The 23147-nt window shown below is 61.8% G+C and carries 18 protein-coding genes and 1 pseudogene; 15 read left to right on the forward strand and 4 right to left on the reverse strand.

Annotated features, from left to right (window positions below):
• The first annotated feature begins 1 nt into the window (after position 1).
• The 7 genes from arcA to gltS all read left to right on the forward strand — a co-directional run bounded on the left by arcA (position 2) and on the right by gltS (position 8726).
• Positions 2-1255, forward strand: a complete 1254-nt coding sequence (arcA, locus tag FEM01_RS07485; protein ID WP_138218798.1) for an arginine deiminase — start codon at positions 2-4, stop codon at positions 1253-1255.
• A gap of 76 nt (positions 1256-1331) precedes the next feature.
• Positions 1332-2342 carry an ornithine carbamoyltransferase gene (locus tag FEM01_RS07490; protein WP_138218799.1) on the forward strand — a complete coding sequence of 337 codons (1011 nt, stop codon included), beginning with the start codon at positions 1332-1334 and terminating at the stop codon, positions 2340-2342.
• Between the two features lie 139 nt (positions 2343-2481).
• Positions 2482-3411 carry a carbamate kinase gene (gene arcC / locus FEM01_RS07495; protein ID WP_138218800.1) on the forward strand — a complete coding sequence of 310 codons (930 nt, stop codon included), beginning with the start codon at positions 2482-2484 and terminating at the stop codon, positions 3409-3411.
• Positions 3412-3464: 53 nt separating this feature from the next.
• A complete protein-coding gene (locus FEM01_RS07500) occupies positions 3465-3833 on the forward strand; it encodes a DUF5064 family protein (RefSeq protein ID WP_138218801.1) in 369 nt (122 codons plus the stop codon).
• A gap of 112 nt (positions 3834-3945) precedes the next feature.
• The gene (locus FEM01_RS07505) at positions 3946-5454 is read left to right on the forward strand and encodes a sigma-54-dependent transcriptional regulator (protein WP_138218802.1); all 1509 of its coding nucleotides are present in this window, start codon (positions 3946-3948) and stop codon (positions 5452-5454) included.
• Between the two features lie 513 nt (positions 5455-5967).
• The gene (locus FEM01_RS07510; RefSeq protein WP_138218803.1) at positions 5968-7326 is read left to right on the forward strand and encodes an 8-oxoguanine deaminase; all 1359 of its coding nucleotides are present in this window, start codon (positions 5968-5970) and stop codon (positions 7324-7326) included.
• 194 nt (positions 7327-7520) lie between these two features.
• Entirely contained in the window at positions 7521-8726 is a 1206-nt protein-coding gene (gene gltS, locus FEM01_RS07515; RefSeq protein ID WP_138218804.1) for a sodium/glutamate symporter, read from the forward strand.
• Positions 8727-8913: 187 nt separating this feature from the next.
• On the opposite strand, the gene FEM01_RS07520 is transcribed toward gltS, so the two are convergent.
• Both FEM01_RS07520 and FEM01_RS07525 read right to left on the reverse strand, forming a co-directional pair.
• Positions 8914-9180: a bacteriocin immunity protein gene (locus FEM01_RS07520; RefSeq protein WP_138218805.1), complete on the reverse strand. Its 267-nt coding sequence runs from the start codon at positions 9178-9180 to the stop codon at positions 8914-8916.
• The gene (locus FEM01_RS07525) at positions 9177-10739 is read right to left on the reverse strand and encodes an S-type pyocin domain-containing protein (protein ID WP_171030918.1); all 1563 of its coding nucleotides are present in this window, start codon (positions 10737-10739) and stop codon (positions 9177-9179) included. The genes FEM01_RS07520 and FEM01_RS07525 overlap by 4 nt, the downstream gene beginning before the upstream one ends.
• A gap of 433 nt (positions 10740-11172) precedes the next feature.
• Here FEM01_RS07525 and FEM01_RS07530 point away from each other — a divergent pair.
• From FEM01_RS07530 to FEM01_RS07570, 8 genes and pseudogenes are all read left to right on the forward strand, one after another.
• A pseudogene (locus FEM01_RS07530) lies at positions 11173-11599 on the forward strand (sodium/glutamate symporter); the annotation flags it as partial.
• Between the two features lie 153 nt (positions 11600-11752).
• Positions 11753-13393 carry a methyl-accepting chemotaxis protein gene (locus FEM01_RS07535; RefSeq protein WP_138219112.1) on the forward strand — a complete coding sequence of 547 codons (1641 nt, stop codon included), beginning with the start codon at positions 11753-11755 and terminating at the stop codon, positions 13391-13393.
• Positions 13394-13787: 394 nt separating this feature from the next.
• Complete coding sequence (gene gcvH / locus FEM01_RS07540; protein ID WP_138218807.1) at positions 13788-14171, forward strand: glycine cleavage system protein GcvH; 384 nt, start codon at positions 13788-13790, stop codon at positions 14169-14171.
• 11 nt (positions 14172-14182) lie between these two features.
• Complete coding sequence (gene gcvP / locus FEM01_RS07545; protein WP_138218808.1) at positions 14183-17032, forward strand: aminomethyl-transferring glycine dehydrogenase; 2850 nt, start codon at positions 14183-14185, stop codon at positions 17030-17032.
• 150 nt (positions 17033-17182) lie between these two features.
• The gene (locus FEM01_RS07555) at positions 17183-18559 is read left to right on the forward strand and encodes an L-serine ammonia-lyase (RefSeq protein ID WP_138218809.1); all 1377 of its coding nucleotides are present in this window, start codon (positions 17183-17185) and stop codon (positions 18557-18559) included.
• 26 nt (positions 18560-18585) lie between these two features.
• Positions 18586-19707: a glycine cleavage system aminomethyltransferase GcvT gene (gene gcvT / locus FEM01_RS07560; protein ID WP_138218810.1), complete on the forward strand. Its 1122-nt coding sequence runs from the start codon at positions 18586-18588 to the stop codon at positions 19705-19707.
• Positions 19708-20054: 347 nt separating this feature from the next.
• Positions 20055-20267: a cold-shock protein gene (locus FEM01_RS07565; RefSeq protein ID WP_003257941.1), complete on the forward strand. Its 213-nt coding sequence runs from the start codon at positions 20055-20057 to the stop codon at positions 20265-20267.
• Positions 20268-20356: 89 nt separating this feature from the next.
• Positions 20357-20845 carry an RDD family protein gene (locus tag FEM01_RS07570; RefSeq protein ID WP_138218811.1) on the forward strand — a complete coding sequence of 163 codons (489 nt, stop codon included), beginning with the start codon at positions 20357-20359 and terminating at the stop codon, positions 20843-20845.
• Positions 20846-20908: 63 nt separating this feature from the next.
• On the opposite strand, the gene lptG is transcribed toward FEM01_RS07570, so the two are convergent.
• The gene (lptG, locus tag FEM01_RS07575) at positions 20909-21970 is read right to left on the reverse strand and encodes an LPS export ABC transporter permease LptG (protein ID WP_138218812.1); all 1062 of its coding nucleotides are present in this window, start codon (positions 21968-21970) and stop codon (positions 20909-20911) included.
• Positions 21963-23078, reverse strand: a complete 1116-nt coding sequence (gene lptF, locus FEM01_RS07580) for an LPS export ABC transporter permease LptF (RefSeq protein ID WP_138218813.1) — start codon at positions 23076-23078, stop codon at positions 21963-21965. Before lptF ends, lptG begins: the two co-directional genes overlap by 8 nt.
• Positions 23079-23147 lie beyond the last annotated feature (69 nt).

The raw sequence follows: 23147 nt of genomic DNA on the forward strand, positions 1-23147 counted from the left end.
CATGCCCCTTGAGAAACCGCGATACGGTGTCCACTCCGAAGCCGGCAAGCTGCGCAAAGTGATGGTATGCGCCCCAGGCCTTGCGCATAAACGCCTAACCCCAAGCAACTGCGACGAACTGCTGTTCGACGATGTGATCTGGGTTGACCAGGCCAAGCGCGACCACTTCGACTTCGTCACCAAGATGCGCGAGCGCGGCGTGGATGTGCTGGAGATGCACAACCTCCTTACAGACATCGTCCAGCAGCCCGAGGCCCTGAAGTGGATCCTCGACCGCAAGATCACCGATGACACCGTCGGTGTGGGCCTGAAAAACGAAGTGCGCAGCTGGCTCGAAGGCCTCGAACCACGCAAGCTGGCCGAGTTCCTGGTCGGCGGCGTGGCCGGCCAGGACCTGCCGCAGAGCGAAGGCGCCGAGGTGGTCAGGATGTACAACGACTACCTGGGCCACTCCAGCTTCATCCTACCGCCGCTGCCCAACACCCAGTTCACCCGCGACACCACCTGCTGGATCTACGGCGGCGTGACGCTCAATCCGATGTACTGGCCGGCGCGCCGCCAGGAAACCTTGCTGACGACGGCCATCTACAGGTTCCACAAGCAGTTCACCGAAGCAGACTTCCAGGTGTGGTACGGCGACCCGGACAAGGAGCATGGCCAGTCCACTCTCGAAGGCGGCGACGTGATGCCGATCGGCAATGGCATCGTGTTGATCGGCATGGGCGAGCGCAGCTCGCGCCAAGCCATCGGCCAGCTGGCGCGCAACCTGTTCGCCAAGGGGGCAGTCAAGGAGGTCATCGTCGCCGGCCTGCCCAAATCCCGTGCAGCGATGCACCTGGACACTGTGTTCAGCTTCTGCGACCGCGACCTGGTCACGGTCTTCCCCGAGGTGGTCAACGAGATCGTGCCGTTCATCATCCGCCCGGACGAAAGCAAGCCCTACGGCATGGATGTACGCCGCATCAACAAGTCGTTCATCGACGTGGTGGGCGAGCAGTTGGGGGTCAAGCTGCGGGTGGTGGAGACCGGCGGCAACAGCTTCGCTGCCGAACGCGAACAATGGGATGACGGCAACAACGTGGTAGCCCTGGAGCCCGGCGTGGTCATCGGCTACGACCGCAACACCTACACCAACACCCTGCTGCGCAAAGCCGGAATAGAGGTCATCACGATCAGCGCCGGCGAACTGGGCCGGGGCCGGGGCGGCGGCCACTGCATGACCTGCCCGATCATACGCGACCCTATCGACTACTAAAAACAACGCCCATCGTCCCCCGGCGGCACCCACCCGGTAGCGGCCGGGCACCTCACCGAATCCAAGGAGAACCGTCATGGCGTTCAACATCCACAACCGCAACCTGCTAAGCCTCGAACACCACAGCACCCGCGAGCTGAAGTACCTGCTGGACCTGTCCCGCGACCTCAAGCGCGCCAAGTACACCGGCACCGAGCAGCAGCACCTCAAAGGCAACAACATCGCGCTGATCTTCGAGAAGACCTCCACCCGTACCCGCTGCGCCTTCGAGGTCGCCGCGTACGATCAGGGCGCCAACGTGACCTACATCGACCCGAACTCCTCGCAGATCGGTCACAAGGAGAGCATGAAGGACACCGCGCGGGTGCTCGGGCGCATGTACGATGCCATCGAGTATCGCGGCTTCAAGCAGGAGATCGTAGAGGAGTTGGCCAAGTTCGCCGGGGTGCCGGTGTTCAACGGCCTGACCGACGAGTACCACCCCACGCAGATGATCGCTGACGTGCTGACCATGCGCGAGCACAGCGACAAGCCGCTGCACGACATCAGCTACGCCTACCTGGGCGATGCACGCAACAACATGGGCAATTCGCTGCTGCTGATCGGCGCCAAGCTGGGCATGGACGTGCGCATCGCCGCGCCCAAGGATCTGTGGCCACATGATGACTTGGTACAACGCTGCCAGAAATACGCCGAGGAAAGTGGCGCGCGCATCACTCTGACCGAGGATCCGCGTGCAGCGGTCAAGGGTGTGGACTTCATCCACACCGATGTCTGGGTGTCGATGGGTGAGCCGATCGAGGCCTGGGGCGAGCGCATCAAGCTGCTCAAGCCGTATCAGGTGAACAAGGAGCTGATGAAGGCCAGCGGCAACCCGCGCACCAAGTTCATGCACTGCCTGCCGGCATTCCACAACGCCGAGACCAAGGTCGGCAAGCAGATCGCCGAGCAGTACCCGGACCTGGCCAACGGCATCGAGGTGACCGACGACGTGTTCGAGTCGCCGGCCTGCATCGCTTTCGAGCAAGCGGAAAACCGCATGCACACGATCAAGGCGATCCTGGTTTCGACGCTGGCTGACCTTTAACTGAAAGCGGCAAGTTGTGAGCTGTGAGCTGCAAGCTGCAAGAAAAAGCGAGCCCTGCGCCGGCCTGCTCTTGCTTGAAGCTTGAAGCTCGACGCTTGAAGCCTCCAGCTCGCAGCTTGCCCCAACAAGGACATTCCCCATGCGTATCGTTGTTGCATTGGGCGGCAACGCCCTGCTGCGTCGCGGCGAACCACTGACCGCCGCCAACCAGCGCGCCAATATCCGCACCGCCGCCGAACAGATCGCCAAGATCCACCCCGGCAACGAGCTGGTGATCGCCCACGGCAACGGCCCACAGGTCGGCCTGCTGTCGCTCCAAGGCCTGGCCTACAAGCCCGACGAGGCCTATCCGCTGGATGTGCTGGGCGCCGAAACCGAAGGCATGATCGGCTACATGATCGAACAGGAACTGGGCAACCTGCTGGACTTCGAGGTGCCCTTCGCCACCCTGCTGACGCAAGTGGAAGTGGACGCAAACGATCCCGCCTTCAAGGACCCGAGCAAATTCATCGGCCCGGTCTACACCCAGGATGAAGCCGAGCGCCTGGCCAAGGAAAAAGGCTGGGTGGTCAAGCCCGACGGCGCCAAGTACCGCCGCGTGGTGGCCAGCCCCAAACCCAAGCGGATTTTCGAGATCCGCCCGATCCAGTGGCTGCTGGAAAAAAGCAGCATCGTGATTTGCGCAGGTGGCGGTGGCATCCCCACGATGTATGACGAAAACCGCAAGCTCAAGGGTGTCGAGGCAGTGATCGACAAAGACCTGTGCTCGGCCCTGCTGGCCGAACAGCTCGATGCCGACCTTCTGATAATCGCCACTGACGTCGATGCCGCGTACATTGACTTCGGCAAGCCGACCCAACAGGCCATCGCCCAGGCCCATCCTGACGAACTGGAAAAACTCGGCTTCGCTGCTGGCTCCATGGGGCCGAAGGTACAAGCGGCCTGCGACTTTGCCCGCCACACCGGCAAGGTGGCGGTGATCAGCTCGCTGGAGAACATCCAGGACATCGTCAAGGGCACTGCCGGCACCCGTGTCAGCACCGCCAACCCCGGCATAAGCTACCGTTGAATGCGCATCGCCGGTGCTCGACACCGGCCCTTTGAACCTGCGGAGGAATCGCCATGGCCCAGTATCATCCCGGGCATGTCCACATCATGCGCACCGCGCTGAACAACCACGACCACAGCTACGACCTGAACATCGAGTACGAGGCCACATCCGACCCCCAGCAAGGCCGCGGCATCCAGTTCCGCATGCACGGCAGCATCGAGGGCAAGCACGTTGATGAACACTTCTTCCTGGCCAAGGACCAGGTGTTGCCCAGTTTTCTGATGCACTTGAGCCGCAAGGCCCAGGCCTATCTGCCGCCGCCGAAGAAGTTCGAGAGCCTGGCCTCGCCGCACAAGCTGTATGACCACATGTTCGAAGACATTCGCAGCAAGCTGGACGTCAAGTCGGGCGACCCGATCAAGCCTGAACATCTGCAGTGATCAGTGCACCCCACGCAGCGCTCACGCCGCTCGTGGGGCAGTCTTGTCCTGCGATTGGGTTTGAACCGCTACCCAGGCATACTGGCGACCTTCACGGCCATAGCCTTCGTCCATGCGCATCCACGTCAGCTTCATCGACCGCGTCGGCATCACCCAGGAAGTCCTGGCGCTGCTCGGTGCCCGCAACCTCAACCTCGATGCCGTGGAAATGGTGCCGCCGAACGTCTACATCGACGCCCCGACCTTGAGCCCTGCCGTGCTCGAAGAGCTGCACGATGCGCTGTTCGAGGTGCGCGGCGTGCAGTCGGTGGAGGTCGTCGACATCCTCCCAGGGCAGCGCCGTCACCTGCAACTCGACGCCCTGCTGGCGGCCATGAGCGACCCGGTGCTGGCGGTCGACAGCGCCGGCAAGGTGCTACTGGCCAACCCCGCGCTGATCGCCCTGTGCGGACGCGAGTCGGCCGGGCGCTCGGTCGATGAGCTGTTCGGCGACCCCGGACTGCTGCAAACCCTGCGTGACAACAACTTCCACCTGCCCATGCGTGAGATGCAGCTCAATGGCCAGAGCCTGCTGCTGGACGCAACGCCGATCACCAACGCCGGCGGCCTGCTGACGCTGTACCCTCCCAAGCGCATGGGCGAACGCCTCTCGGCGCTGCACCACGACCATGCCGAAGGCTTCGATGCCCTGCTTGGCGACTCCCCGGCGATTCGCACCCTCAAGGCACGCGCCCTGCGCGTGGCAGCACTCGACGCGCCGCTGCTGGTGCACGGCGAAACCGGTACCGGCAAGGAGCTGGTGGCCCGCGCCTGCCATGCCATCAGCAGCCGCCAGGGCGCACCGTTCCTGGCCCTGAACTGCGCTGCCCTGCCCGAAAGCCTGGCCGAGAGCGAACTGTTCGGCTACGCCCCCGGCGCCTTCACCGGTGCCCAGCGCGGCGGTAAGCCGGGGCTGATGGAACTGGCCAACCAAGGCACGGTGTTTCTCGACGAAATCGGCGAAATGTCGCCTTACCTGCAAGCCAAGCTGCTGCGTTTTCTGAGCGACGGCAGCTTTCGTCGAGTCGGTGGCGACCGTGAGGTGAAGGTCGATGTGCGGATCATCAGCGCCACCCACCGCGACCTGGAGCGCATGGTCGCCGAAGGCACGTTCCGCGAAGACCTGTTCTACCGCCTCAACGTGCTCAACTTGCAGGTGCCGCCGCTGCGCGAGCGTGGCCAGGACATCCTCATGCTGGCGCACTACTTCATGCAGCAAGCCTGCACGCAAATCCAGCGCCCAGCCTGCCGACTGACCCCGGCAACCCATTCGGCGCTGCTGGCCAACCCCTGGCCGGGCAACGTGCGCCAGTTGCAGAACGTGATCTTCCGCGCCGCCGCGATCTGCGAGGGCAACCTGGTGGACATCGGCGACCTGGACATCGCCGGCACCTCGGTGGCCCGTGGCCAGGACGGCGAGGTGGCGAGCCTGGAGCAGGCGGTGGGGGATTTCGAACGCGAGCTATTGCAGCGGTTGTATGCCAGCTATCCGTCCACGCGCCTGCTGGCCGGGCGCCTACAGACCTCGCACACCGCCATCGCCCAACGCTTGCGCAAGTACGGGATTGGCGCGAAGGCCTGAAAGCATGCTCTGCCAGCGGGCAATGCTGTGGGCAGCCCTTCGCGGGCAAGCCACCACATGACTGCGCAAGGCCTGAATCCAACGCTCCCACAGGTCCCTGCTAAATCAACAAGTTATGTGCAGTTCTGTGAGAGCGTCTTCAGCCGCGAACACCGGCGCAGCCGGTGCCATCCATCACATCACGTGCTTCTCGCTGGTCAGACAAGCCGACAAGCACACAATGCCGGTTGTATACAAAAACCCAAAACCCTGCTTACATTATCCCCCTCGCCTACGACACCGGCATTCGCCGCTGCGTATTGCGACAGGCTAAAGCCATGCTATACCCCTATCCCATCGCCGCTGCGCGAACCCTTTTGCCAGTCCCCTGCCGCCATCGTCCAACCCGCTGCACGCCCCTCGCCGGCTGGCCACGCCCGCCGTCGAACTGATCGCACCCGCTGCCCGCCCACGCGCTCCGCGCCTGCACGACATCGAGCCCACTTTCAGCCCCCTGGGGGGCGAGGAACACCCATGCCCAAGACACTCCTGGTCAAGAACGCCGAACTGCTGGTTACCATGGACGGTGAACGCCGTGAAATCCGCCAAGCAGGCCTGTACATCGAAGACAACCTGATCAAACAGGTCGGCCCCAGCGACACCCTGCCGCAACAGGCCGACGTGGTCCTCGACATGGCCGGCAAGGTGGTCATTCCTGGCCTAGTCAACACCCACCACCACATGTACCAGAGCCTCACCCGCGTGGTGCCAGCGGCGCAGGACGGCGAGCTGTTCAACTGGCTGACCCACCTGTATCCGATCTGGTCGCGCCTGACTCCGGAGATGATCGCGGTGTCGACCCAGACCGCCATGGCCGAACTGATACTGTCCGGCTGCACCACCTCCAGCGACCACCTGTACATCTACCCCAACGGCTGCAAGCTCGACGACAGCATTCATGCCGCCGAGGAAATCGGCATGCGCTTTCATGCCGCTCGCGGCAGCATGAGCGTCGGCCGCAGCCAGGGCGGCCTGCCACCGGACGCGGTGGTGGAAAAGGAGAGCGACATCCTCAAAGAGTCGCAGCGCCTGATCGAGGATTACCATGACGCCCGCCACGGCTCGATGCTGCGCGTGGTCGTGGCCCCTTGTTCGCCGTTCTCGGTGAGCCGTGACCTGATGCGTGAAGCCGCCGTGCTGGCGCGCCAGTACGGTGTTTCGCTGCACACCCACCTGGCCGAAAACGTCAACGATATCGCCTACAGCCGCGAGAAATTCGGCATGACCCCGGCAGAGTACGCCGAAGACCTGGGCTGGGTCGGCCACGATGTCTGGCATGCCCATTGCGTACAGCTCGACCAGCACGGCATCGAGCTGTTCGCGCGTACCGGCACCGGCGTCGCCCACTGCCCTTGCTCAAACATGCGCCTGGCTTCGGGCATCGCCCCGGTGCGCAAGATGCGTGAGCAGGGTGTGCCAGTAGGCTTGGGCGTCGATGGCTCGGCCTCCAACGACGGCGCGAGCATGATCGGCGAGGTGCGCCAGGCCCTGCTGCTGCAGCGGGTCGGCTTCGGCCCTGATGCCATGACCGCGCGCGAAGCCCTGGAGATGGCGACCCTGGGGGGCGCCAAGGTGCTTAACCGCAACGATATCGGCGCCCTGGCACCTGGCATGGTGGCCGACTTCGTCGCCTTCGATTTAGGCCAGGTAGCCTACGCCGGAGCACTGCATGATCCCCTCGCGGCCTTGGTGTTCTGCACCCCGACCCACGTGCACACCAGCGTGATCAACGGGCGGGTGGTGGTGCAGGAAGGGCGTATCACCACGGTCGACTTGCCCAGGGTGCTGGAGCGGCACAACCAGCTGGCGTATCAGTTGGTCAATGGTGCCTGATTACGCTGCGACCTGGGCACTCCGAGCGTTTGCCCCAGGTCGCGACCTGCGTGCACAACGCCAGGCCGTACGCCTAACTTTCAGAATTTTCCGAATCCTTCGAGAAACAAGCCCCTCATAGAATGGCCCTCTTTCGCATACCCGGCACGCACGGGTATGCGCCCGCTTTTCCGATACAACAAAGAGCCCACCTGATGCTTGAACTCGATTTCTACGGGACCCTGGTCGCCGCGTCCCTGGTGTTACTGCTGGGCCGTCGCCTGGTCGCACGCGTTGGTTTCCTGCGTGCCTACAATATCCCCGAGCCCGTCGCCGGTGGCTTGCTGGTCGCCCTGGCATTGCTGGCGCTGCGCGGCTTCGACCTCCAGGTGCAGTTCGATACCTCGCTACAGACACCGCTGATGCTGGCGTTCTTCGCCACCATCGGCCTGAGCGCCGACTTCACCAGCCTGAAACAAGGCGGGCGCATCGTCGCCCTGTTCCTGCTGGTGGTCACCGGCCTGCTGCTGGTGCAGAACGCAATGGGCATCGGCCTGGCCACGGCGCTGGGGCTCGATCCGTTGATGGGCCTGCTCGCCGGCTCGATCACGCTGGCCGGCGGCCACGGCACCGGGGCGGCGTGGAGCGCGACGTTCAGCGAGAAGTTCGGCCTGGCCTCGGCATCGGAACTGGCGATGGCATCGGCGACGTTCGGCCTGGTGCTGGGCGGGCTGATCGGCGGGCCGGTCGCCCGCCTGCTGATCAAGCGCGTCAACGCACCGATCACCGAACAAACAGCGCAGAGATTGCCCAAAGGCTTCGAGCAGCCGAACGAGGAGCGTTTGATCACCTCGTTCTCGCTGATCGAGACCTTGGCCCTGATCGCGGTCAGCCTGCTGCTGGGCACACTGCTCAATGGCATGCTCAAAGGCACCGCGTTCGAGCTGCCGACGTTCGTCTGCGTCCTGTTCGTGGGCGTGCTGCTGCGCAATGGCCTTTCCGCCTTCGGCGTGTATCACGTGTTCGAACGGGAGGTGTCTGTGCTGGGCAACGTGAGCTTGTCGCTGTTCCTGGCAATCGCACTGATGTCGCTCAAGCTGTGGGACCTGGCCGCGCTGGCGGTGCCGTTCTTCATGCTGCTGGCGATGCAGACGCTGATCATGGCGCTGTTCGCGGTGTTCGTGACCTTCCGCGTGATGGGCCGCAACTACGATGCGGCGGTACTGGCCGCCGGGCACTGCGGCTTCGGGCTCGGCGCAACCCCCACGGCCATCGCCAACATGCAGGCGGTAACCCAGCGCTACGGGCCGTCGCAGATCGCCTTTCTGGTGGTGCCAATGGTCGGGGCGTTCTTCATCGACATCGTCAACGCCATCGTGATCAAGCTGTACCTGGCCTTGCCGTTCTTCGGCGCGCTCTGAACGATACCCGTTGACTGATGGCCTCGTAGGTTGGAATGTAAATGCAACCTGAACCGGAGCAGTGATTAACATGAAACACTGCTCCGGCTGGATTTTCAGGCAAATTGAAAAACGGCCTCTCACTCAGACCAGCTGGATTTACTCCAGGTTAAACAATGCGTCACCCGCCAGGGTAGAAAGAAACTTTTCAGGCATTTCGAAACCCCGGCAATCCTTGCTCGGCACGCCATTCCTTGATGACCCTGATGAATTCCTCTGGAGAATCCTTGATACCATTTTTGGTGGGAAAGCAGATCAAGTCAGCCCCTAGCGGGTGCTCCACCAGGCGCTCAAATTCAAGCAGTGCTCTGGTGTGTAACTTTTCCGTCGGATAAAGCTGCGCATCCACATAATAGATACCTTTCAGAAACTCCAGAAATTCCCCTTCAGTATAATCTGATATCGTAGACCTCATAAGCCTTTGCTCCCTTTATGTTTCAATAAATGGAATTTTGGAGATAATATTACTAGATTATCTACATCATAGACCGCACCACCGTCTGAGATTCTTACTTCATGGTGTATCTCATATTTCCCTCTTTCCCCCACCCATTCGCTCTTTGGCGCAGGCGGTGCCAACCCTGCCTTCATCGACGCAAGCGCCAATCGATCAAACTGAAGAGACAGCACTGGATCCTCAGCAACCAATCGCCAAAATGCCTTTCTGAACGAATTGAAACTACTGAATCTACGCCCCCGCAAATTATTGGCAATTTGAACAGGAACGCCAGCCCCCTTTTCATTCCCCTCCACTAAATATGTGCCATCGACTACCGAGCCGTTACCACTCCCAACTCCCGGTAAATACCGGAGATTCTTGAACACCACATAAAGCGGCGGCAACCCCGAATCCGCCGGGAAGATGATGACGTAATCATCGAACCCGACATCCGCAAGCTCCGGATACTCATCCAGCCGCCCTTCAATGGCCTCAAGCGTCGGGCCTGCGAGAACGCTCGGCGAAGGCGGCGTTACCGGCGAGGTGTTCGAATTGCCTGGTGGCGTGACAGCCGGCGTCCACACCAGAGTACTGGAAACATCATCACCGACCGCTACACTGTAGCCCCCAATCCCGGCATCGAACTGCGCAGCCAATACCCTTACGCTCGGACTGAACCCGGCGAACTGCGTAACGAACAGCTCGGCCTGACCATCGACTTCGCTCCTGAAACCCATCCGCAACGGCAGGTCAACCGCTCCCCGGACCAAAGCGGCAGCCTGAGCCGGGCCGTCGAGTTCAAGCTTCAGGTCCGCCAGCGGCATGCTTAGCAGGTACTTTTCCTGCCGCTCACCGTTGCCAAGGCTGGATGGGTACAACAGCGCCGCGACACCTGCGACAAGAGGTGCCGCCAAGCTACCGCCCAAGCCCGCAATGCCTGCGCGGATCGAGCCCCTAAGCGCAGCCGTCTGCACCGCTACCGATGCGCCTGCGGCGGCAACGATCAGTGGTGCGATAGAGGCTACAGACAGGGCGTGCCTGTATGTGTTGGCAGCACGAATGGCTTGCCGGGCGTTCTCCTCAAGTGACTCGATCTCGGCCTGCTGGATCTTTTGCTCAAGCACCGATATCTGCTCTTCAAGCCTTGCTATCTCAGCCTCTCTCAGCTTCACCTGATAAGCGGCATGCCAAGAGGTGCCGAACTCTCGTAGTGGATCAGTGCCTTTATATTTCTTGCTGTTAACGAAGGGGATGAAATGCCGCAGCTCTTTGTCGAATGGGCTGACCCCATAAAAGCGCGCTGCCTCCGCCCGCTGCTTGTCCATGTCCGATCGTTTGAGCTCAATCAGGCGGGCGCGTACCCTCACACCCGACTTCATCATCTCAACTGGTTTCGAGCTGCTGAGTTCCAGCTTTTGAATTCGCGCTATTTCCGAGTCCAGATCTACCCCCAGCGTTGATAGTTTCTTGTTGTACTCGTCCAAGGCCGCGCCCTGAATGCTGATCAGTCCGCGGGTCAAGTTCATATAAAACATGTCAAGCTCTCTCGGCCCCAAATCACCCGCAGGCCAGACCAGAGCAGGGCCTGAGCCGGGACCAGGTGGAGGTTGCGCACCTACATATGTGGGTGGCAGATATACTTGCCGGCGTTTCCTGGACATAAACTCCCCCTCAAGTCCAACTTATGGATTCGCGCGACATGCCTTGATTTTGCAACTTAAATGCTTGCCCAACACTAATATACAAACACCAATCAGGGCATGCGCACGGCCAACTCGAACTCTGAACGAAGAAGATAAAGGCGCTCCAGATGGCAGGATTTCTCATGCACACTGACACGACAAGAATATATACATCGCGCTAAGACAGGGATAACTAATCCAGAAAAGAGAAAAAGCCTACACAGAAACCAGTTGATTCTTTAAGATTATTGAAATTTGACAATACCCGCACAAAAAAACATACCAGTTGGTACTGGCCTTCTTCGCCACCATCGACGTGAGCGCGGTCTTCACCTTCCTGGTCGCAGTGACCGAGCTGCTGCCGATGCAGAACGCCATGGGCATCGGCCAAGCCACGGCGCTGGAACTGGATTCACTGATGGGGCTGCTGAGCGGCTGATCACGCCGTTTTCCTTTATCGAAACGTTGGCGCTGATTGCCGTCAGCCTATTGCTCGGGCCCCAGCTCAATGGCCTGCATTCGAACTGCCGACATTCGTTTGCGTGCTGTCCGCCAGCGTCGTGCTGCGCAATGGCGTTTCTGCCTTTGGCGTGTACTACTTGTTCGAACGCGAGGTCTTGGTACTGAGCAATGTCAGCCTGTCGCTGTTCCTGACGATCGCACTGATGTCGCTCAAGCTGCGGGGCCTGGCCGCGCTTGCCTCACCGCTCTTCGGCGCAGCCTGATCCACCTAGCACAGGCAGAAAACGCAGAAGCAATCAGAATGTGTGAAATTTTTGCGAATTAATGAAGGCCATTTGATGTCACAGGAGCGCTTCCTGAAATTTTCTTCATCCGGGTCCCTCCCTTGCCTGCGAGTTCGCGACATGAATATTCTGAATCAGTCCAAGTTTTCCACCAAGTTGCTGGCGGCTTTTACCTTCTGTGCCCTGATTACCCTGGCTGTAGGCAGCCTGGGTATGGTGGGCATCAGTCGATTGGCCGATGCGCTGGCGTTGACCTTTTCCAACAATCTGGTTTCGGTGTCCAACACCAGTGAAACCCTGACCAGCCTGACGGCCCACAACCGCGGGCTTTACCGATTGCTCGATGCACGCGATGGTGGTGTCTCGGAGGCAGACAAGCAGCGGCTTAGCTTGGCAGTCGCGTCAGACCTGGAGCGGATGCAGCAGGTGTTTGCAACGTATCGCGCAACACCTCTGGAGGAGGATGAGCGAGCTGCCGGAGATGAATTCGAGAAGCTCATTCCTGGCTACATCGCAGGTGCCAGCAAGGTCGCAGAACTCATGGCGGCAGGTGATCTAACCGAGGCACGCAATCGCCTCAACCTGCTCGCTAGCGAGGACTTCGCCAAGGCCCGCAGCCTGTTGCGGGTCATGATCGACTCCAACAATCGCCAGATCAAGGAAGGCGCGATTGCAGCTGCCGAACTCAAGTCCAGTTCCGTTGTGATACTGGCAACGGGCGTGATTATCGCGTTTATCGTCGCCATCATCCTGGGCATCCTGATTACCCGGATGATTACCGGTCCCCTGGCCATTGCTGTGGCCAGTGCCCAGCGCATCGCCAAGGGCGACCTGACTCAATCGATCGTTTCCGAGCGTGGTGACGAAGCAGGCCAACTGCTCAATGCGCTGTCCGATATGCAGGGCGGTCTCAAGTACACCATTCAGGAAATCGCCAGTGCTTCGGGACAATTGGCTTCGGCTGCCGAGGAGCTGAGCGCTGTCACCGACGAAAGCACGCGCGGGTTGACGCGCCAGAATGACGAGATCCAGCAGGCTGCCACGGCCGTCAATCAGATGACCGCCGCGGTGGAGGAAGTCGCGCGCAATGCCGTTTCGACCTCCGAAGCCTCGAAAACCGCTACCAACGATGCAGTTCAAGGTCGTGGCCAGGTGGAGCAGACCGTCAAGGGCATCACGACCATGGTCGATGGGATAACCCAGTCGACCGAGGCGGTTGCGCAACTGGCCGGTAATGTGCGGGATATCAGCAAGGTGCTGGAAGTGATACGCAGCATCGCCGAACAGACCAACCTGCTGGCGCTGAACGCGGCCATTGAAGCGGCCCGTGCTGGTGAGCAGGGACGCGGTTTTGCCGTGGTGGCCGATGAGGTAAGGGCCCTGGCCCATCGTACCCAGGCGTCGACTGTAGAAGTCGAAGACATGATCGGTTCTGTCCAGGCCGGTGCCGACGATGCCGTTGCGGCCATGGGCAAGAGCCTGTTGCTGGCCACCCAGACTCAGGAGCAGGCAGAGCGTGCAGGTTCGGCGCTAGTCAAGATTACCGAGGGTGTCGCGACCATCAACGAGCGCAATCTGGTGATTGCTTCGGCGTCCGAAGAGCAGGCCCAGGTAGCTCGCGAAGTGGACCGTAACCTGCTGAACATCCAGGACCTCTCGACCCAAAGCGCAGCGGGTGCCAACCAGACCAGTGCATCGAGTCAGGAGCTTTCGCGTCTGGCCACATCGTTCAACTTGCTGGTGGCCAAGTTTCAGCTTTGACCTTTTGGTACCGATTCAGAAGTAGCCTGGGGCAGGATCACTGATCGTGAGTGAGCCTGCCTTTTTATTCCTGATAACGGCCTCTATTTCTTTCAACCAATTAACTCACGACTGAGCGTTTTGCCCTCGCATATGTATTGATTTAAATACACCGTATCGAAATCAATACATGCGCGTATGCAGGCGCCTGCGCAAGGGTTTGATCCCCCATCTTTTTTTGTCCCTGCATCATCTGTAGCGATTTCGTTCCAAAACAAAATCACGCCCGCCCGAAAAAAACGTTAACTGTCTGATTTAAAAGGAATTAATAAGGCTGGCCACGTTCTTGCTAGAGAAATCCGAACCAAGCGCGCGGCGCAACCGCGCCACACGCCCTGCATCCCGAGGATTTCCCATGAGCGAGTTGCGTTTCACCGAAGATCACGAATGGCTGCGCGTCGAAGCCGACGGCAGTGTCACCGTGGGCATCACCGCCTATGCCCAGAACGCCTTGGGCGATGTGGTCTACGTGCAACTGCCGGAACTGCAGCATTACGACAAAGGCGCCGAAGCCTCCACCGTGGAGTCGGTCAAGGCCGCCAGCGGCGTTTACATGCCCCTGAACGGTGAAGTGGTCGCGGTCAACGACGGCCTGAACGACAGCCCCGAGCAGGTCAACGAAGACCCACTGGGCGAAGGTTGGTTCTTCCGCTTCATCCCCGCCGATGCCAATGAAGTGACCGCCCTGCTCGACCAGGACGCCTACGACCGCCTGATCAAAGCCAACGACGACGCCTGAGGAACCTTCCGATGACCAGCAACCTCGGCACCGCCAACGAATTCATCGCCCGCCACATCGGCCCGCGCGCCGTTGATGAAGAGGCCATGCTCACCACCCTGGGTTTCGACTCGCTCGAAGCCATGAGCGCCGCCGTCATCCCCGACAGCATCAAGGGCACCAGCGTGCTCGGCAGCCAGGACGGCCAGAGCGAGGCTGACGCGCTCGCTGCGCTCAAAGCCATCGCCAGCAAGAACCAACTGTTCAAGAACTACATCGGCCAGGGCTACTACAACACCCACACACCGGCGCCGATCCTGCGCAACCTGCTGGAAAACCCGGCCTGGTACACCGCCTACACCCCTTACCAGCCAGAAATCTCCCAAGGCCGCCTGGAAGCGCTGCTGAACTTCCAAACCCTGATCAGCGACCTCACCGGCCTGCCGATCGCCAACGCCTCGCTGCTGGACGAAGCCACCGCCGCCGCCGAGGCCATGACCTTCTGCAAGCGCCTGTCGAAAAACAAAGCCAGCCACGCGTTCTTCGCCTCCATCCATTGCCACCCACAGACCCTCGACGTGCTACGCACCCGTGCCGAGCCCTTGGGCATCGAGGTGGTGGTCGGCGATGAGCGCGAACTGAGCGACGTCAGCGCATTCTTCGGCGCCCTGCTGCAATACCCAGCCAGCAACGGTGACGTGTTCGACTACCGTGAAGTGGTCCAGCGCTTGCACGCCGCCAACGCCCTGGTGGCGGTGGCGGCCGACTTGCTGGCGCTGACCATGCTGACCCCGCCCGGCGAATTCGACGCCGATGTCGCCATCGGCAGCGCGCAGCGCTTCGGCGTGCCATTGGGCTTCGGTGGCCCGCACGCGGCCTACTTCGCCACCCGCGATGCGTTCAAGCGCGACATGCCGGGCCGCCTGGTCGGTGTGTCGATCGACCGCTTCGGCAAGAGTGCCCTGCGCCTGGCCATGCAGACCCGCGAGCAGCATATCCGCCGCGAAAAGGCCACCAGCAACATCTGCACCGCCCAGGTACTGCTGGCCAACATCGCCAGCATGTACGCCGTCTATCATGGCCCGGACGGCCTCAAGCGCATCGCCCAGCGCACCCACGCGCTGACCGCGATCCTCAAGGCTGGCCTTGAACAACAGGGCGTCAAGGTCGTCACCGAGGCGTTCTTCGACACCCTCACCCTGGCCACCGGCGCCGCCACTGCCAGCCTGCACGCCAAGGCCCGTGCGCAAGGCATCAACCTGCGCCAGATCGACGCCACGCATCTGGGCCTGTCGCTGGACGAAACCAGCAGCCAGGCAGATGTCGAAACCTTGTGGGCGCTGTTCGCCGACGCCACCCCGGATTTCGCAGACCTCGCCGCCGCCACCTGCGTACAACTGCCCGCGGCACTGCAACGTCAGTCAGCGATCCTTCAACACCCGGTATTCAACCGCTACCACAGCGAAACCGAACTGATGCGCTACCTGCGCCGCCTGGCCGACAAGGACCTGGCGCTGGACCGCAGCATGATCCCACTGGGCTCGTGCACCATGAAGCTCAACGCCGCCAGCGAGATGATCCCGGTGACCTGGGCCGAATTCGGCAACCTGCACCCATTCGCCCCAGCGGCGCAAAGCCAAGGCTACCTGCAGATGACCCAGGAGCTGGAAGCCATGCTCTGCGCCGCCACCGGCTACGACGCCGTGTCGCTGCAGCCCAACGCCGGCTCCCAGGGCGAGTACGCAGGTCTGCTGGCGATCCGCGCCTATCACCGCAGCCGTGGTGACAGCCACCGTGATATCTGCCTGATCCCATCTTCGGCCCACGGCACCAACCCTGCGACCGCGCACATGGCCGGCATGCGCGTGGTGGTCACCGCCTGTGACGCACGTGGCAACGTCGATATCGACGACCTGCGCGCCAAGGCCATCGAGCACCGCGAGCGCCTGGCGGCGATCATGATCACTTACCCATCGACCCACGGCGTATTCGAGGAAGCGATTGGCGAGATCTGCGCGATCATCCACGACAACGGCGGCCAGGTATATATCGACGGCGCCAACATGAACGCCATGGTCGGCCTGTGCGCACCGGGCAAGTTCGGCGGCGACGTGTCGCACCTGAACCTGCACAAGACCTTCTGCATCCCGCATGGCGGTGGTGGCCCAGGCGTCGGCCCGATCGGCGTCAAGGCACACCTGGCGCCGTTCCTGCCGGGTCACGCGGCACTGGAGAATACGGCTGGCGCGGTATGCGCCGCACCGTTCGGCAGCGCCAGCATCCTGCCGATCACCTGGATGTACATTCGCATGATGGGTGGCGCGGGCCTCAAGCGTGCGTCGCAGATGGCGATCCTCAACGCCAACTACATCGCCCGGCGCCTGGAAGAGCACTATCCTGTGCTGTACACCGGTGGCAACGGACTGGTGGCCCACGAGTGCATCCTCGACCTGCGTCCGCTCAAGGACACCAGCGGTATCAGTGTCGATGACGTGGCCAAGCGTCTGATCGATTTCGGCTTCCACGCCCCGACCATGTCTTTCCCGGTGGCTGGCACGCTGATGATCGAACCGACCGAAAGCGAGTCGAAAGAGGAACTGGACCGTTTCTGCGACGCCATGATCCAGATCCGCCAAGAGATTCGTGCGGTGGAGAACGGCAGCCTGGACAAGGACGACAACCCGCTGAAGAACGCCCCGCACACCGCGGCGGAACTGGCGGGCGAGTGGACCCACGGCTACAGCCGGGAGCAGGCGGTTTACCCGCTGGCGAGCCTGGTGGACGCCAAGTACTGGCCACCGGTCGGCCGCGTCGACAACGTGTACGGCGACCGCAACCTGGTCTGTGCGTGCCCGTCGATCGAGAGCTATCAGGACGTCTGATAGCCTGCGGCACGCACCCTGATTGAGGTGTGTCCCTCTGTGGGAGCGGGCTTGCCCGCGAATGCGATGTAAGCCACACCGACGCATTCGCGGGCAAGCCCGCTCCCACAGGGTTCAGCATCTGCCCAACCAACCTGGCAGGAGGTCAGCATGTCTTTGAGCGTCTTCGACCTGTTCAAGATTGGCATCGGCCCCTCCAGCTCCCACACGGTTGGGCCGATGCGCGCCGCCGCGCGCTTCGCCGAAGGCTTGCGGCGTGACGGCCTGCTGGCCGGTACGGCGGGCGTCAAGGTCGAGTTGTACGGCTCGCTCGGCGCCACCGGCAAGGGCCACGGCAGTGACAAGGCCGTGCTACTAGGCCTCGAAGGCGAGCACCCCGACAGCGTCGACACCGATGCCATCCCCACGCGCCTGCAAGCGATCCGCGACAGCGGCCAACTGCGCCTGCTTGGCGAGCACCCCATCACGTTCATCGAAAAACAGCACCTGGCGATGATCCGCAAGCCGCTGGAGTACCATCCCAACGGCATGATCTTTCGCGCCTTCGACGCAGCCGGCCTGCAGATCCGCAGCCGCGAGTACTACTCGGTGGGCGGCGGCTTCGTGGTCGACGAGGACGCCGCTGGCCAAGACCGTATCGTCGAAGACAGCACCGTCCTGCCCTACCCGTTCAAGACCGGCAAGCAACTGCTCGAACACTGCCTCGCCCAGCAACTGTCGTTCAGCCAGGTGATGCTGGCCAACGAAGCGGCCTGGCGACCGCAAGCCCAGACCCGCGCGGGCCTCTTGCAGATCTGGCAGGTGATGCAGGACTGCGTCGAGGCCGGCTGTCGCCACGAGGGCATCCTGCCCGGCGGGCTTAAGGTCAAGCGCCGGGCCCCGGCCCTGTACCGACAACTCAGCCGCCACCCCGAGGCCAACCTGCGCGATGCGTTGTCGGTCCTGGACTGGGTGAACCTCTACGCCTTGGCGGTGAACGAGGAAAACGCCCATGGCGGACGTGTGGTCACTGCCCCTACCAACGGTGCGGCGGGCATCGTGCCAGCGGTACTGCACTACTACATGCGCTTCGTCCCCGGCGCCAACGAGGATGGCGTGGTGCGTTTTCTGCTGACCGCTGCCGCCATCGGCATTCTCTACAAGGAAAACGCCTCGATCAGCGGCGCCGAAGTGGGCTGCCAGGGCGAAGTGGGGGTGGCCTGCTCGATGGCCGCCGGGGCGCTCTGCGAAGTGATGGGCGGTACACCCCAGCAGGTCGAGAACGCCGCCGAGATCGGCATGGAACACAACCTGGGCCTGACCTGCGATCCCATTGGCGGTCTGGTCCAGGTGCCCTGCATCGAACGTAACGCCATGGGCTCGGTCAAGGCGATCAACGCGGTGCGCATGGCCTTGCGCGGCGACGGGCAACACTACGTCTCGCTCGACAAGGTCATCCGTACCATGCGCCAGACCGGCGCCGATATGAAAAGCAAATACAAGGAGACCGCCCGAGGCGGTCTGGCCGTCAACATCATCGAATGCTGACCCGAACCAAAACCAAGGAGTCCCCGATGTCCGAAACACTGCACAAGACCCCACTGCACGCCCTGCATCTTGAACTGGGCGCGCGCATGGTGCCGTTCGCAGGCTATGACATGCCCGTGCAGTACCCGCTGGGCGTACTCAAGGAACACCTGCACACCCGCGACCAGGCAGGCCTGTTCGACGTCTCGCACATGGGTCAGATCCTCCTGCGCGGCAGCGACGCAGCCAGCGCCCTGGAAACCTTGGTGCCGGTGGATATCGTCGACCTGCCGGTGGGCATGCAGCGCTATGCGATGTTCACCAACGAACAGGGCGGCATCCTAGACGACCTGATGGTCGCCAACCTGGGTGACGACACGCTGTTCCTGGTGGTCAACGCCGCATGCAAGGACCAGGACCTGGCTCACCTGCGCCAACACATCGGTACGCGCTGCGAGGTCCTTGACCTGTTCGAGGAACGCGCCCTGCTGGCCCTGCAAGGCCCGGCAGCGGTCAAGGTGCTGCAACGCCTGGCACCGGAAGTCGCCCATATGACCTTCATGCAGTTGCGCCCGGTGCAGTTGCTGGGCCAGGAATGCTTCGTCAGCCGCTCAGGCTACACCGGCGAGGACGGCTACGAGATCTCGGTGCCGGCCGCCGCCGCAGAATCCCTGGCCCGCCGCCTGCTGGCCGAACCCGAAGTGCAGCCCATCGGCCTGGGCGCACGCGACTCGCTGCGCCTGGAAGCCGGTCTGTGCCTGTATGGCCATGATATGGACAGCGGCACAACGCCGATCGAGGCCAGCTTGCTGTGGGCGATTTCCAAGGTGCGGCGTGCCGACGGTGCACGCGCTGGCGGCTTCCCCGGCGCCCAACAGGTATTCGCCCAACAGCAACAGGGCGTGCCACGCAAACGCGTGGGTCTGCTGCCTCAGGAACGCACGCCGGTACGCGAAGGCGCAGACATCATCGATGCCAGCGGCAAGGCGGTCGGCAAAGTGTGCAGCGGAGGCTTTGGCCCGACACTGGGTGGGCCCGTGGCGATGGGGTATGTCGAGAGCGAGCATGCGGCGCTGGATACGTCGCTGTTTGCCGTGGTGCGCGGCAAGCAAGTTGCCCTTAAAGTCAGCAAAATGCCTTTCGTGGCACAGCGTTACTACCGTGGCTGAATGAGTGCGCAGGCTCCATTGGCATATTCGATTTCGAACCTGCGCAATAACTTTTGAACATGGCGCCAGGCCAGGCGCCATGCCGTTTCCACCCGTTTGCGGGGTGGCTTGAAAAAGCCTGATTCAAGGCGCTGCGCAGGGCTTGTTTTTGCCGAAGGAGTTAGCGTAGAGTCACTCTACTGTGTTTGCATGGGTCGCAACAGTTCGTGACCTGGGCCAGTAGCCGCAATCTGCTACAACCCGTTCGACGTCTCTTACTTTCCTGCAACCCAGCCCAGTAATCTTTCACCTACAATTCGATGTGAAAGAAACTGTCACCAAAATCAAGCTTCATAGGAAATAAGAAAATGGCTGAGCGTCAGAACGGTACCGTCAAGTGGTTCAATGACGAGAAAGGTTACGGCTTCATCACCCCAGAGAGCGGTCCGGATCTGTTCGTGCACTTCCGCGCCATCGAAGGTAACGGCTTCAAGAGCCTGAAAGAAGGCCAGAAGGTCACCTTCGAAGCCGTGCAAGGCCAAAAAGGCATGCAGGCAGACAAGGTTCAGGTCGCGGGTTGATCCACGCCTGACTAAAGAAAGCCCCTGCCAAGTGCAGGGGCTTTTTTTTGCCCGTAGAATATCGGCTTCGCCTTTCGGAGCTGTACCGCATGTCCAAGCCTCTGCTCAACCCCCAGGGAGATTTCCCACCGGTCGGCCTGGGTCGCCGCCTGGCGGCGATGTTCTATGACTTCTTGCTGTGCACCGCCCTGCTGATCGTTACGGCCGGCGCCTACAAGATGATCCAGATGGCGATCATCGGCGAGGCGCGCATGCGTGAGCTGACCGAGACCGGTGCGCTGGACGGCGACCCGCTACTGTCGACAATCCTGCTGTTCGCCCTGTTCGGCTTCTTCGCCAAGTTCTGGACCCACGGCGGCCAGACCCTGGGCATGCAGGTGTGGGGCGTACGCGTGCAGAACCCCGACGGCAGCGCCATCAGCCTGTGGCAGGCACTGCTGCGTTTTGTCGTATCGATCGCTTCGTGGCTGTGCCTGGGGTTGGGCTTCATCTGGTCGCTGTTCGACAAGCGCCAGCGCAGCTGGCACGACATCTACTCCGAAACCCAGCTGGTGCGCTTGCCCAAGCGCAAGAAGTGACCACAGAGAGTAAAACCAATTGGGGCCGCAGTGCGGCCCCAATTCAAGGTTCAGCTCAGGCTATCAACCCGCCCGACGCAACAGCCACACACCTGCCAACGCACAGATCCCGGCAGGGATCAGCACCGCCAGCAGCGGCGGGAAGCCGAATACCTGGCTCGACGGACCGAGCAGGTCGCCGGCAATGCGGAACACGAAGCCCACCAGCACCCCCGTGAACACGCGCTGGCCCAAGGTGACCGAACGCAGTGGACCGAAGATGAACGAGATCGCCATCAACACCAGCGCCGCCGTGACGGCTGGCTGCAACACCTTGGTCCAGAACGCCAGCCAATAGCGAGCGTTGTTCAGGCCCTGATCGGACAGGTAGTGGATATAGTCCCACAGGCCAGTGATCGACAGCGACTCTGGCGCCAGTACCACGGTGTTGAGCAGCTCTGGGGTGACCGACACATCCCACTGCTCCTCAGGCGCCTTGACCACCTCGGTGCGGTCACCGTGGAAGTGAGTGGTGGCCACATCGTTCAACACCCAATGGTTATCGCGGTACTGCGCTTTGCGGGCGAAGCTGGAGGAGACGATCTGGCGCTGATCGTCGAAACGATAGCGGGTCACACCCAGCAGCAAGCCATTGGGCTGCACCGAGTTGATGTGCACGAACTCTTCACCCTGACGGTGCCACATACCACGCTTGGAACTCTGAGCCTCGCCGCCACCCTGGGCCAACGAGCGGTCGGCCTGGGCCTTGTTCTCGGTCACTGGTGCTACGTATTCGCCGATAAGCACACCCACCAGCATCAGCACCAGCATCGGCTTCATCACCGCCCAGACGATACGCCCGATGGATACGCCTGCCGCACGCATGATGGTCAACTCGCTGCTGCTGGCCAGGCTGCCCAAGCCGATCAGACAGCCGATCAGCGCGGCCATCGGCAGCATGTCGTACAGCCGACGTGGCGCCGTGAGTACGGTGTAGATACCCGCATCGAGCACGGTATAGGTGGTGCTAAGGTCGCTCATCTCGTCGATGAAGGCGAACAACGATGCCAGGCCGAGGATGATTCCCAGCACCGCCAGGATAGCCAGCAGCACGCTCTGGCCGATGTAGCGATCGAGCTTAGCCATGGGCCACCTCCGCACGACGCGCAGCGCGCTTCAGACGCAGCGGCTCCCAGTACATCAGGGCCAGGCCGATCGCCAGGAACAGGGCGTGAACCCACCACATGCCCAGGGCGATAGGCAACTTGCCCTTCTCCAGGGCGCCGCGAACGGAAATCAGCATTGTCAGGTAAGCCATGTACAGAAGAATCGCAGGCAACAGCTTGAGGAAACGGCCCTGGCGCGGATTGACCCGCGACAGCGGCACTGCCAGCAAGGTCACGACGAACACCAGCAGCGGCAGCGACAAGCGCCATTGCAGCTCGGCACGCTCACGAATACCGTCATGGCCGAACAGGTCGGTGGTGGGAATCGCCTCGCGCTCGGTCACCTCTTCGCTGACCTCGGGCTTGGGCAGCAGCACACCGTAGGTGTCGTACTTGATCGCGCGGTAGTCGGCCTGACCGGGGTTACCGTCGTAGCGGTAGCCGTTCTCCAGGATCAGGTAGCGGTTGCCGTCGGCCTGCACTTCCTGGTGGCCTTTTTCGGCGACCAGTACCGATGGGGCGCGGTCCTTGGTCTTGTCCTGGTTGAAGCGTTTCTCGGAAATGAACACACCGCCCAGGTTCACTCGGTCATCGGAGAGCTGTTCGGTGTAGGTCACCCGCGAACCGTCGCGCAGCGTCTGGAAACGGCCAGGCACCAAAGTATCGAACTCGGTGAGCGCGTCTTGCTGGTTGATGATCTTCTGCACCTGCGCCACGCCCTGGGGCGCCAGGCTCAGGCTCAGCCAGGCGACCACCAGAGCGACCAGCGCCGCCGGTGCCAGCGTCATCGCCAGCAGGCGCTGCTGGCTCATGCCGGTGGCCGAAAGCACGGTCATCTCGCTTTCGAGGTACAGCCGGCCATAGGCGAGCAGAATGCCCAGGAACAACCCCAGCGGCAGGATCAGTTGCAGGAAGCCCGGCAGGCGGAAGCCCATGATCATAAACAGCACGCCCGGGTCGAGCACACCCTGGGCCGCCTGGGCCAGGTACTTGATGAAGCGCCCGCTCATGATGATCACCAGCAGCACGGCGCTGACGGCGCTCAAGGTCACCAGGACCTCGCGGGACAGATAACGAAAGACGATCAAACCAGACACTCCTGGGTTGTCAGGGGCGGACAGCCAAACGAACGATTCGGAAAGCTTGGGGCCAATGCC

It is taken from the genome of Pseudomonas mosselii (assembly GCF_005796105.1).
GTDB classification, from domain to species: Bacteria; Pseudomonadota; Gammaproteobacteria; order Pseudomonadales; family Pseudomonadaceae; genus Aquipseudomonas; species Aquipseudomonas mosselii_C.